At 64.4% G+C, this 12,833-nt stretch carries 7 protein-coding genes; 1 reads left to right on the forward strand and 6 read right to left on the reverse strand.

What is annotated here, in order from left to right:
* Window positions 1–2: 2 nt before the first annotated feature.
* Genes AB4Y44_RS35690 through AB4Y44_RS35700 form a run of 3 tightly spaced genes read right to left on the reverse strand, consistent with a single transcriptional unit; the run spans window position 3 to window position 7,792 of the window.
* Entirely contained in the window at window positions 3–3,317 is a 3,315-nt protein-coding gene (locus tag AB4Y44_RS35690) for an efflux RND transporter permease subunit (protein ID WP_368702141.1), read from the reverse strand.
* Complete coding sequence (locus tag AB4Y44_RS35695) at window positions 3,314–6,460, reverse strand: efflux RND transporter permease subunit (protein WP_342922886.1); 3,147 nt, start codon at window positions 6,458–6,460, stop codon at window positions 3,314–3,316. Before AB4Y44_RS35695 ends, AB4Y44_RS35690 begins: the two co-directional genes overlap by 4 nt.
* An 18-nt stretch (window positions 6,461–6,478) precedes the next feature.
* The gene (locus AB4Y44_RS35700; RefSeq protein ID WP_368702142.1) at window positions 6,479–7,792 is read right to left on the reverse strand and encodes an efflux RND transporter periplasmic adaptor subunit; all 1,314 of its coding nucleotides are present in this window, start codon (window positions 7,790–7,792) and stop codon (window positions 6,479–6,481) included.
* A 369-nt stretch (window positions 7,793–8,161) separates the two neighbouring features.
* On the opposite strand from AB4Y44_RS35700, the gene AB4Y44_RS35705 reads away from it, so the two are divergent.
* Entirely contained in the window at window positions 8,162–8,383 is a 222-nt protein-coding gene (locus AB4Y44_RS35705; protein WP_342922884.1) for a hypothetical protein, read from the forward strand.
* Between the two features lie 25 nt (window positions 8,384–8,408).
* Here the strand turns inward: AB4Y44_RS35705 and AB4Y44_RS35710 are convergent, their stop codons facing one another.
* The 3 genes from AB4Y44_RS35710 to AB4Y44_RS35720 all read right to left on the reverse strand — a co-directional run bounded on the left by AB4Y44_RS35710 (window position 8,409) and on the right by AB4Y44_RS35720 (window position 12,831).
* Window positions 8,409–9,221 (reverse strand): helix-turn-helix transcriptional regulator, encoded by an 813-nt coding sequence (locus tag AB4Y44_RS35710; protein ID WP_368702143.1) that lies wholly within the window; start codon window positions 9,219–9,221, stop codon window positions 8,409–8,411.
* A gap of 40 nt (window positions 9,222–9,261) precedes the next feature.
* On the reverse strand, window positions 9,262–10,992 hold the full coding sequence (locus AB4Y44_RS35715) for an ATP-binding cassette domain-containing protein (RefSeq protein WP_368702144.1): 1,731 nt from the start codon (window positions 10,990–10,992) through the stop codon (window positions 9,262–9,264).
* Window positions 10,993–11,067: 75 nt separating this feature from the next.
* Window positions 11,068–12,831: an asparagine synthase-related protein gene (locus tag AB4Y44_RS35720; protein WP_368702145.1), complete on the reverse strand. Its 1,764-nt coding sequence runs from the start codon at window positions 12,829–12,831 to the stop codon at window positions 11,068–11,070.
* Between the last annotated feature and the right edge of the window lie 2 nt (window positions 12,832–12,833).

The following is a 12,833-nucleotide window of genomic DNA, read 5'->3' on the forward strand; positions in this document are numbered from 1 at the left end:
CATCATGATGCGCTCTCATCGGCCTGGCGATTCCACGGCAGGCGCGCGGCCCAGCGCGCGAGGCGTGCGCGCAGGCGGTCGAGGAACAGGTAAATCACCGGCGTGGTGTACAGGGTAAAGACCTGGCTCAGGAGCAGGCCGCCCATCACCGTTACGCCGAGCGGCTGGCGCAGCGAAGCGCCCTGGCCAATGCCGATGGCGAGCGGCAGCGCGCCGAGCACGGCCGCGAAGGTCGTCATCATGATCGGGCGCAGACGCACTACGGCGGCTTCGTGAATCGCGCGGCGCGCCTCCATACCCTCGTGGCGCTGCAACTGGATGGCGACGTCGACCATCATGATGCCGTTCTTCTTGACGATACCAATGAGCAGGATGATGCCGATCATCGCGATCACCGAGAACGGCGTGCCGAAGATCAGCATGGCGAGAATCGCGCCGATGCCGGCCGAAGGCAGCGTCGAGAGGATCGTGAGCGGGTGGATGGTGTTTTCGTACAGCACGCCCAGCACGATATAGACCACGGCGAGCGCGGCGAGAATGAGCAGCGGCACGACGCCCATGGACTGCGCGTAGGCCTGCGCCGCGCCCGCGAACGCGCCGTGGATGGACGCCGGCATGCCGATGTTGCGCTCGGCCTGCTCGATGATCGTACCGGCCTCGGAAAGCGAGCCGCCCTGGGGCAGATTGAACGAAATCGTGCCCGCGACTTCCGTGCCCTGGTGATTGACCTGGGTGGCCGTATGACGCGTTCTCCAGTCCATGAGCGCCATGAGCGGCACCATGGTTTCGGCGGCCGTGCTGTCCGCGCTGCCGCTGGAACTGCCGCCCTTGCTGTTGGCGATCGCGTTGTTCTGCTGGTTGGCCACCGCGTTGGCATTGCGCTCGTTGGTGTTGCCCTTCGCCGTGGTGGCCGTGTTCACGGCCGTGAAGGGCGTGACGCCCGAGATGACACTCGACGGCATCTGCGTTTGCGCGGCGCCGCTCGCGTTGCCCGCCGCCGTGCTCAGCCAGATATCCTGGAACGACTGCGGAAACTGCCAGTACTGCGGCGCCACTTCCATCACGACGAAGTACTGGTTGATCGCGTTGTAGATGGTCGACACGGTGCGCTGGCCGAAGGCATCGTAGAGCACGTTGTCCACCTGGTTCGGATCGAACCCGTAGCGCTTGGCGGTCGTGCGCTGCACCGTCATGTAGGCCTCCAGACCATTTTGCTGCAGGTCCGAGTTCACATCCGACATCTGGCCGCGGTGCTTGTTCAGCTCGTCCACGAGGCGCGGCACCCAGGTGAAGAGGGCGTCGGCGTCGTCGCTCGTGAGCGTGTACTGATACTCGGCCGCCGACTGCCGCCCGCCGATCTGCAGGTCCTGCTGGGCCTGCATGAAGAGCCGCGCGCCCGACACGGCATTGAGCGTGGGACGCAGGCGGTTCACGACCTCGGTGGCCGTCAGGCGACGTTCGTTGAGCGGCTTCAGTTCGACGAACACGGTGGCCGAATTGAGCGCGCGCCCGCCCGTGAAGCCCGCCACCGATTGCACGGCCGGATCGGCCTTCACGATGGCCTGCAGCTGCGCGAGCTTCTTCTCCATCGCCGTGAACGAAATGCTCTGGTCCGCGATGATCTGCCCGATCAGGATGCCGGTGTCCTGCTCGGGGAAGAACGTGCCGGAAAGCAGCCGCGCGAGAAACACGTTGCCGACCAGCAGCGCGAACAGGATGAAGATCGTGAGCCGCGCGTGATTGAGCGCGACATCGAGCGTGCGCGAGTAGAACTGCTTGAAGCGCTCGAACTGCGCGTCGATCCACACGGCCGCGCGCGAGGGCTTCTTGTGCAGCGCCTCGCGCTTGAGCACGTAGGCGCACATGGTGGGCGTGACGGTGAGCGAGATCACGAGCGAGATGAGGATCGCGATCGAGAGCGTCATCGCGAACTCGTGAAAGAGCAGGCCCACGATGCCGGGCATGAGCAGAATCGGCAGGAACACGGCGATGAGCGAAAGGCTCATGGAAAGCACCGTGAAGCCCACCTCGCCCGCGCCTTTGAGCGCGGCTTCCTTCGGGTCCATACCGGCCTCGACGTGGCGCACGATGTTCTCCAGCACCACCACGGCGTCGTCCACGACGAAGCCCGTGCCGATGGTGAGCGCCATGAGCGAGAGATTGTCGATGCTGTAGCCGAGCAGGTACATGGGCCCGAACGTGCCCACGATGGAAAGCGGCAGCGCCACGGCGGGGATGAGCGTGGCGCGCGGCGAGAGCAGGAACACGAACACCACGCCGATCACGAGCAGCACGGCGATGAAGAGCGTGCGCTCGGTGTCGGCCACGGAGGCGCGCACGGACTCGGAGCGGTCGATCGCCACGTCCACCTTGATCGTGGCGGGCAGCGCGGCCTCGATGGAGGGCAGGCGCGCGCGGATCTGCTGCACCGTCTTCACGACATTGCTGCCCGGCATCGGGTAGACGATCACGAGCACGGCCGACTTGCCGTTGTAGAGGCCCGCATTGCGGATGTTTTCGTTGGAGTCGATGACGGAAGCCACGTCGCGCAGGAACACGGGCGAGCCGTTGCGATAGGCGATCACCACGTCGCGAAACGGCGCGGCCTTGCTGATCTGGTCGTTCGAAGTCACCGTGTAGCGCTGGTTGCCCTGGTCGATATGGCCTTTCGCGCTGTTCGCGTTGGCCGCGCCAATCGACGCGCGCACGTCTTCGAGGCCGATGCCGTAGCTGTTGAGCTTGCCCGGCTCCAGTTCGACGCGCACCGAGGGCAGCGCGCCGCCGCCCAGTGTGATCTGGCCCACGCCGTCCACCTGCGAGAGCTGCTGCTGGATGACCGAATCGGCGGAGTCGTACAGCTGCGCCTTGGTGAGCGTGTCCGAGGTGAGCGCGAGCACCATGATCGGCGCGCTCGCGGGGTTGTACTGGCGATACGTTGGGTTGCTGCGCAGGGTGGTGGGCAAGTCGGCGCGCGCGGCCTGGATGGCCGCTTCGACGTCGCGCGCCGCGCCGTTGATGTCGCGGTTCAGGCCGAACACCACCACGATGATCGCCGTGCCGGTGTTGCTGATCGACGTGAGCTGGCTGACATCCGCGATGGTGCCGAGCCGGCGCTCCAGCGGCTCGGCCACGGTGGACGCCATGATGTCCGGGCTCGCGCCCGCCATGTTGGCCTGCACCACGATCACCGGGTAGGCGATGTTGGGCAGCGGCGCGACCGGCAGCCGGAAGAAGGCGAGCGTCCCCGAAATGAGGATCGCGATCGCGAGGAGTGAGGTCGCGACCGGCCGCCGGATGAAGAGCGCCGAGATGTTCACGGCGTGCCCTCGGGCGCGGGTGGCGCGCCGGTGCCGGAGCCGCCGTCCGCGTGGCTTTCAGGCTTGCGCTTGCGGCCGAAGCGTTCCGCCAGCCGGTCGAAGAACAGATAGATCACGGGCGTCGTGAACAGTGTGAGCATCTGCGAAAGCGTGAGCCCGCCGATGATCGCGAGACCCAGCGGGCGGCGTAGCTCCGAGCCCGTGCCGCTGCCGAGCAGCATGGGCAGCGCGCCGAGCATGGCCGCGAGCGTCGTCATGAGAATCGGCCGGAAACGCAGCAGCGACGCTTCGAAAATCGCCTCGCGCGGCGGCTTGCCCTGCACGCGTTCGGCTTCGAGCGCGAAGTCCACCATCATGATGGCGTTCTTCTTGACGATGCCGATCAGCAGCACGATGCCGATAATGCCGATCACGTCGAGGTCCTTGCCCGCGATCATCAGCGCGAGCAGCGCGCCAATGCCGGCCGAAGGCAGCGTCGAAAGAATCGTGACCGGGTGCACATAGCTTTCGTACAGCACGCCCAGCACGATATACACGGCCACGAGCGCGGCGATCAGCAGATACACCTCGCTGGCAAGCGAATCTTCGAACGCCTGCGCCGCGCCCTGGAACGACGAGGTGATCGAGGGCGGCAGGCTCACGGCGGCTTCTGCCTTGCGCACGTCGCGCACGGCGGCGGAGAGCGACGCGCCATCGGCGAGATTGAACGAGATCGTGACCGAGGGGAACTGCGCGAGGTGGCTGATCATGAGCGGCGAGCGCGTGATGCTGATCTTCGCGATGCCCTTGAGCGGCACCTGGCCTTCGCTGCTCGTCTGGCTCGGCAGATAGAGGTCGCCGAGCGATTCGACCGTGGGCAGCGCCTCGGGCTTCGCCACCAGAATCACGCGGTACTGGTCCGACTGCTGGAAGATGGTCGAAACGATGCGCTGGCCCAGCGCATCGTAGAGCGCGTTGTCGATGGTCGCCGCCGTGATGCCGTAGCGCGCCGCCAGCTGGCGGTTCACTTCGACGTTCACGGAAAGGCCATCCGTGTTGAGGTCGCTCGTCACGTCGCGGATCGATGGGATCTGCTTCATGCGCGCGATGAGCGCGGGCACGTACTGCTCGAACGCATCCTGGCTCGGCCCGCGCAGCACGAAGTTGTACTGGTTGCGCGAGACCGTGGTGTCGAGCGTGAGGTCCTGCTCGGGCTGGATGTAAAGGCGTACGCCCGCGACCTTCGCGACCGACTGCTGAATGCGCCGCCCGATTTCGTCGGCGGATTCGGAGCGGTCGTCGTGCGCTTTCAGGTTGATGAGGAAGCGCCCGTTGTTGAGCGTGTTGTTGATGCCGTCGATGCCCACGTACGAAGTGAGCGAAACGACATCGGGGTCCTTGAGGATTTCTTCGGCCAGGGCGGACTGGCGCCGCACCATCGCCTGGTAGGAGATGGAGTTGTCGGCCACGCTGATGCCTTGCAGCACGCCCACGTCCTGCACCGGGAACAGGCCCTTCGGAATCACGACGTACAGCAGCCCGGTAAGCACCACCGTCACCACGAACACGACGAGCGTGAGCGTCTGGTGGTCGAGCACCCAGCGCAGGCCGCGCTCGTAGGCGTTGAGCGTCTTGTTGAACAGCCCTTCGCTGACGCGCTCGAAGCGGCTCGGGTGGCGCTCCGCCTGGGCGCGCAGGATGCGCGCGCACATCATCGGCACGACCGTGAGCGAGACCACGGCCGACAGCACGATGGTCACCGCGAGCGTGACGGCGAATTCGCTGAAGAGGCGTCCGATCACGCCGCCCATGAAGAGCAGCGGAATTAGCACGGCGATCAGCGAGATCGTCAGCGAAAGAATCGTGAAACCGATCTGGCCCGCGCCTTTTAACGCCGCCTGCAAGGGTTTGTCGCCTTCTTCGAGGTAGCGCACGATGTTTTCGATCATCACGATCGAGTCGTCCACCACGAAGCCCGTGGCGATGATGAGCGCCATCAGCGAGAGGTTGTCGATCGAGTAGCCCAGCTCGTACATGATCGCGAGCGTGCCGATCAGCGAGACTGGCACCGAGATGCTTGGAATGATGGTGGCGGGCAGATTGCGCAGGAACACGAAGATCACGGCCACCACGAGCGCGACTGCGAGCACGAGTTCGAAGGCCGCGTCGCTCACCGAAGCGCGGATCACGCCCACGCTGTTCGACACCACCGTGACCTGCATGCCCGCGGGCAGCGCCGCTTCGAGTTGCGGCAACTGCCGCATGATCTGGTTGACGGTGGCAATCACGTTCGCGCCCGGCTGGCGCTGCACGTTCAGCACGATGGCGGGCGTCTTGTTGTACCAGGCGCCGCGCTCGACGTCCTGCGCGGCCGTGGACACGCGCGCCACGTCGCGCATGAACACGGGCGAGCCGTTCTCATAGGCGATGACGGTGTCTTCGTAGTCCTTCGGGTCTGAAATCTGGTCGTTCGAATTGATCGTGTAGTTGAGCTCGGGGCCGTCGAAGTTGCCCTTCGGGTTGCTCACGTTGACGTTGGCGAGCAGCGTGCGCAGGTCGTCGAGATTCAGGCCGTAGGCCGCGAGCTTCTGCGGGTCGGCCTCGACGCGCACGGCGGGCACGTTGCCGCCTGCCGTGGTGACGAGGCCCACGCCCGGCACTTCGGAAATCTTGGTGGCAAGACGGTTGTTGGCCGCGTCCTGCAACTGCGTGAGCGACATCGACTTCGACGTGACCGCGAGCGTGAGGATGGGCTGGTCGGCCGGGTTGACCTTGGCGTAGGTCGGCGGCGCGGGCAGGCCGCTCGGCAGGAAGCTGTTGGCCGCGTTGATGGCCTGCTGCACGTTCTGCTCGGCCACGTCGAGGCTCAGCGAGAGGTCGAACTGCAGCGTGATGACCGAGGCGCCCTCGGAGCTGTACGAGATCATCTGCTGCAGGCCCGGGATCTCGCCGAGCTGCACCTCGAGCGGCGCCGTGACCGTGGTCGCCATCACGTTCGGGCTCGCGCCCGGATAGAAGGTCTGCACCTGGATGGTGGGATAGTCCACCGCGGGCAGCGAGGAAACCGGCAGGAACTTCATCGCGACGAGGCCGATCAGCACCATCGCGATCATCAGGAGCGAAGTCGCGACCGGCCGCAGGATGAAAAGACGCGAAATATTCATCGGCGCTGGGCCCGGGGCTTAACCGGCTTGCGAGGCCGCGGCGCTCGCGTCGGAGGCGTTCGGCGCCGTGGCGCCCGGTTCGCTGGCCGCGCCCGGGGCGCTGCCATGGTGCGGGGCACTCGCCGCGCCTGCGTGCGTGGCGGGCCTCGGCCCCGCGGGCTGGATCTTCGCGCCGTCGTTGAGGCGGTCGAGGCCGTCGGTCACGACATGCTGACCCTGCTGCAGGCCTGCGGAGATCACCGTGTAGCGGCCGTCGCTCGGGCCGAGCGTGACCTTGTGGACCGACACCGTGTTGTCGGCGTTCACGAGGTACACGTAGTCGCCGGGCGCGCCGGTCTGCACGGCGGGCGTCGGCACGAGCACGGCGTTCTGCAGCGTGTCGACGAGCAGCCTCACGTTGACGAACTCGTTGGGAAAGAGCGCCTCGTTGTCGTTGGGCACGCTCGCGCGCAGCGTGACCGTGCCGGTGGCCGTGGCCATCTGGTTGCTGAGCGCGAACAGCGTGCCGGTGGCGATCTGGCGGGTGTTGTCGCTGCTGAAAACGGTGATCGGCAGTTTCGCGCCGGCGTTGACGCGCTCGAGCACGCTGCCGAGCGAAGTCTGCGGGATGGCGAACTGAACGGTGGTGGGCTTGATCGTCGTGATGACGGCAATGCCCGTGGAGCTGGACGACGTCACGTAGTTGCCCGGATCGACGAGCCGCAGGCCCACGCGCCCCGACACCGGCGCCGTGATGCGGCAGTAGATCAGATCGAGCTCGAACAGCCTGACGTTCGCCTTGTCGGCCTGCACTGCGGCTTCATACTGCTTGACGAGGAACTGCTGGTCGCTGTAGGTCTGCGCGGCGATCGACTGCTTTGCGTTCAACTGCGTATAACGCGCGAGGTCGGCGCGCGCCTGCGCCAGCAGGGCCTGGTCCCTGGCGAGCTGCGCGAGCGCCTGCTCCTTGCTGATCTCGTACTGGCGCGGGTCGATCTGCGCGAGGAACTGCCCCTTCACGACGTCCTGGCCTTCCTTGTAGCCCACCTCGGTGAGGTAGCCGCTGATTTGCGGCAGAACCGTGACAGTGGCAAGAGGCGTGACGGTGCCGAGCGCGTTGAGCGTCACGGGCATGGGGCCGAGCGTGGCGGCGGCGACGGTCACGACCTGGGGCGTAGCGCCGTGCTCCGTCTTCTTGTTGCGCATGATGTGCACGACCACGAGCACGATCAGCACGATCACGACGATGGCGAGAATGAGCGGCCCGAGGCGGCGGCGCTTCGGCGCCTGCGGGGGGGGTGCGGGCGGCGGGGGGGGCTGGGGCGCGGGTTGCGTCTGCGGGACGTCGCTCATGCCTGCCTCCAGGAGGTCGGAACATCGCGCGAGGCGATGCGGAGAAACCATGTCGGCGCACTCAACGGCTTGGGTGCCGCGAATTGCTGCCGGAGACTGTCGAGTTGCTGCATACGCATTCTCATGATTGTTATGCCGTCGAAGCCGTGCCTCGCCATGCAGCGAAGGCTAAGACTCGCAGTCTAACCAACTCGTGCGCCAATTTCGAAACGTTAGTTATTTGTAAGGTTTTCAAGTGTTTACAGCGTCTGGGCCGGCTGCAGGATGAGCATCGGCCGCGGTGTGCAATGCATCGCAGAAATGCTTGTTTGCGTGTGCGGCTCCGCCTGTCTAGATTGGAAGGGGTCAACGCCTCGCAAGGAGTCCGCAATGTCGAAGCTGTCGATGCTGTCCGTGCCGGCGTGGTTCGCGCGGCGCGGCCGGGCGAACCGTCCGCCGCCCACGCCGCAAGCCGATGAGCCCGAACTGCGCGACGCGTCGCGCGAAACCGAGCACCTCGAGCGAATCGCCACTTATGCACGGGCCGGTTACTTCAATATGGGCTATACGCCCGACATGTTTCCGCTAGTGGGCGATCTGCCGCCGCATTGAGCCGCGCCACGCGTCTACGCGCGCGTTACTGCGCCGCGCTTTCCTCTGCGAAACCCGCTGTGCCGCCAAGGGTGCCGGTGGGCCGGAACTCGCTGGGCGGCACGCCCAGTTCGCGGCGGAACATGTCGCTGAAGCTGCTGGGCAGATAGCCCAGCATGCGCGCCACGGCGCTCACGGGCTCGCCCTCCGCGAGGCGCGACACCGCGAGTGCGAGCTGCACCTGGCGGCGCCACTCCGCAAACCCCATGCCAAGCTCGCGCGTGAAGAGCCGCGCGAGCGTGCGCACGCTCGCGCCCACCGATGCCGCGTGCTGTTCGAAGCCGATATCGGCCGACGGGTTGTCGATCACCGCGCGGCACAGCGTGGCGAGGCGGCGGTCGGACGCGTCCGGCAGCGGGATGCGCAGCGTGGAGCGCGGCGCGTGGGCGAGTTCGAGCGACGCGAGGCGATAGGCGGCGTCGAGCCAGGCGTCGTCTTCGCGCGCGTGTTCCGCGAGGCCCGTGATGAGTTCGCGCAGCAGGCCGTTGACCTCGAACACGTCGCACCGCTCGCTCAGGTGCTGGCTGTCGCGCTCGTGCAGATAGAGATTGCGCATTTCGACGGCGCTCAGCATGTGAATGGCGTGCTGCGTGCCGGGAGGCAGCCACACGGCGCGCTGCGGCGGCACGACGAGCGCTTCGCGCTCCACCTCGACCCACATCACGCCGGAGACGGCGTAGAGCACCTGCGCCCATGTATGCGAGTGCGGCTCGATCTGGAGGCCGCGCGGGTAGTGGCGTGCGAGCGAACGGCCGCGCCCTGGCTCGTCGTCGAGTTCGGGCGGCGCGGCTTGCGGCATGGGGGCTCCGGGGGAATTGGGGGGTGAGCGTTCCGCGACATTATCCGCTCTGCCTGGTCGTGGCCGCTTGTCTTCTGGCACTCGATTCGACGACGCGCCCTTTATCGACCTGATAGACGCGATCTGCCATTTCCAGCAACGCTTCACGATGCGTAATTGCGATGATCGTGGGAACGCGACGGCGTACCTGTTCCAGCACCCGCGCCTCGCGGGACGGATCCTGTGAAGAGGTTGGCTCATCGAGGACGATGACTGAAGTGTGGCGCGCAAGGGCGCGACCCAGCGCGATACGTTGCCTTTCGCCGCCGGAAAGCGCTCGACCCTGTACGCCGACGATGACATCGAGCACGTTGCCGCCCGACTCGCCGGCGAGTCCTTGCAGTTCCAGCGCGCAGACCAGCGCCAGCAACTGCTCGTCGGAAGGCGGGTCTGCACAGCCGAAAGCAAGATTTTCACGGAGCGTTCCGCTGATGATCAGCGGGTTTTGCGGAACGACAGCGACAGTCCGCGATATCGAAGCTGGAGAGAGTGTAGAAACGTCAACGCCATTCAACTCGACCCGCCCGCGTTCGGGGCGCATGAGGCCGAGCATCAGATTGACGAGTGTCGACTTCCCGTTTCCAGATGGTCCGATCAGGACGGTTACCTCGCCTCGATTCGCGATAAGGTTGGCTCCGCGAAAAATCGCTCGTGTTCCGAATGAAATATCGACATCCGACAAGGCAAAAACGGGGTTCGCGTCAAGTGCAATTGCGACCTCGACGCCACCCGGCTCGGGCGGCAGTGCAAGAATGCCGAGGCCTTCGTGCAAGGCAAGCTGACTTCTGCGCAGATCGGAAAGTGAAGCAGCGAGGCCCGTGAATGGTGCGGTCAGCGCCACGACATAACCGGTAATCATCACAAAATCGCCGATGCGGAAAACGCCGCGCGTGACCGCTGTCGCTGCGACGATTGTGAAGATCGACAGCACGAGTCCGGTGAAAAACGCTTGCGCTGCAAGCAGCAGCGCAAGCCGCGCATTGCCGTGCGAAATTTGCGCGACATAAACGGCAAGGATGCGGTCGAGTCCGGCTTCTTCGCGCTCATAGGCGTTGTTCAATTTGATATCCAGCATAAAGCCTAGCCGTTCCACCAGATGGCTGGAGAGAAGATTCGAGGCATCGAAAATCTGGGCGTGAGCGCCTCTCGTTTTCGCAGCGAGCCTCCACGTCGCCGCGAACAGTGCGCCGATTGCGCCGACGAACGCAGCAGCAAATGCGAGATTGGTCACACGCCAGAGAATCGATGCCGTGACAACGAGCTGGAAGAGCGCCGGCACGATTACCCAGAAGAGCGTAAATGTGATTGCACTGAAAGCGGTACGGCTCCTGGCGATGACCGATACCGTCGCGCCAGGATCGATCGTCGCGAGCCTGGCGTATTCGACGCGAATGAGATGCGCACAATAGGCTTTCTGAAACGCGGCGTCGGATCGGGCAAGCGTGGCGGATGAGAATATTGTTTTGATCCACTCTGAGACGCGTGCTGCGGTCCAGCACAGGCCGTAGACGCCCGCGAGCGTGACGGCTGCTCCCCCGAAGCCAGGGGCGCGCTCGACCGAGAGCGCATTGGTGCTTTCTCGCAATAGCCACGGCACTGCACTTTCGAGAGCGACGACGGCGATCATGATCAGCGTTGCCGCAGCAAAGCGAGCGGGAAGTGCCTTGTCGTGACTAACGGCAATCCGGTACGCAGCGATGTATTCGCGTACCAACTCCAATGGAAACGACATGCGGGCCTCTGGTAATTGCGATTGATGTGGGTGGGCGACTACGATGAAAACGTCGACATTTCATGCCGGCACGGGCTACGTTAAGTCCACGCGTGCAGACAGCTTTGACCTGTGCCCGGCTCCTTGCAGGAATATCTCGGTTGCATAGATACGCGTGATTTCGCGAAGACCATTGGGGAATCCCAGTGCTGCGCGTTTGATGAGACTTTCCAACGCCTGCCGATGGACGAGAGATTTAGTAACGCAGAATCCATCGAGACAGGTCTCGCGGACGTGGTCGTAGTGAACGCGAAGCCCTTGCAGGGCCGAGTGCGTCGTGTCCCCCTTGTCGGTTCGCCAGAGATTCGGCAGCTTTGATGTCGCAAAGGCAGAATGCCGGACGGTCAACCGATTGTGGTAGCCCGTGAAGAGATCCTCGAGGGGCGTCCGTAGCGCAAGCTCTACGATCGGCTGTGAGAGAAACGGCAGAATCGGCCTGTGTGCAGTTGGACGGACTTGAACGACCGTTTCATCGAGCGTTGCTCCGAGTGCTGCGATCTGGTACCGCCGGCCTGGGCGCAAGCGCAACCGCCCGCGTGCCAGTACGTCGTCATACAAGCCGTGCGGCGGCGGCAAAGGATAGGCCCGCACGACATCAAGCGAGGCATGTTGCCCGAGTGCTCCACGGAAATATTGCGTCGTCGCGTGCATTGATCGTTCAATGACAGTCCAGATCGGGACTCGATACATGACGGCGAGATCACGCACGATCGCCGTTGCGCGCAGAAGTCGGAAGCTGGCGGCCGCGTCCAGCGCTACGCCAAAGGCTGGTGGCGCGAGAAACAAGGCATCGCCTCCGTGACCGTTTACAAGTATCCCGTCTGCTCGCGCAAGGCCGGCGTTAGCCAGACCGCTGGATTGCGCAAGAAAGCACAGTTGTGTCGAAGGGCGTGCAACAAAAGGGATGATTGAAACTGGCGCAAACGGTAACTGCGCGAGCAAGGGAAACGTTTTGTATCGCAACTTGCAGTGATTGGCCACGCTTCGAGCGACAGATATCTCATTCGACGACGCTCGATGCGGATCGAAGTGTGTGACGGCGATAGTTCGCGTAGAAAGGCCTGCGCGATGCAGGGCAACGGCAAGCGCCGTTGACTCTAGTCCACCGGACAACTCGAGTATTGCCTCCGGCACGGACCCGAGCAGAGATCTGACGACAGTGGTGAGCACGGCTATGGGATCATTGTGCATCAGAGGACGAGTCGGCTTGGCTGGCGACCAAAGTCTCGAGAATTGGAGATTGCCGCCTTTGAAAGTGAGCAGAGTGCCCGGCGGAAGCAGGGAGATACCCTTCCAGCCCGTCTCGCCCGCTTCGCCATACCCGTACGCCAGATAGCCGTGTAGCCAGGAGATATTCGGTTGCGCGACGTCCCGCCCGCCGGGCCTCAAATCTGCGGCGTCGGATGCCAGATTGAGTTCGCCATTTGCGCCGGTTGAGTAATAGACGGGGAACTGGCCGCAGGGATCACAGAAAGCCAGAAAGCGGTCTCTTTGCCGATCGTAGACGACGATGGCATAGGTGCCCCAATATTGCTCCGGTACTTTTTCGCCGTCATGCAGGAATGTTGTCACCAGGTTCGTTTCACGAGCAGGCGATCCCTGTGACAGGGAGAAGATTTGACCGGCGATGCACCACGAGGCTGCCGCGCTCTCGCCGAACCTTACTGGGGAATCGACGTTCCCCTCGCGGGCCATGCGAAAGCTGGCGACGAGATCCGCCCCGGAAGTCCATGTGCGCGCAGTTGGGGCATCGCCGCACGCGTACTGGCGATCGCGTGCGTAGAGGGTGGCGTTGATCATTG

The organism is Paraburkholderia sp. BR10937 (assembly GCF_040965695.1).
In the GTDB taxonomy this organism is placed as follows: domain Bacteria; phylum Pseudomonadota; class Gammaproteobacteria; order Burkholderiales; family Burkholderiaceae; genus Paraburkholderia.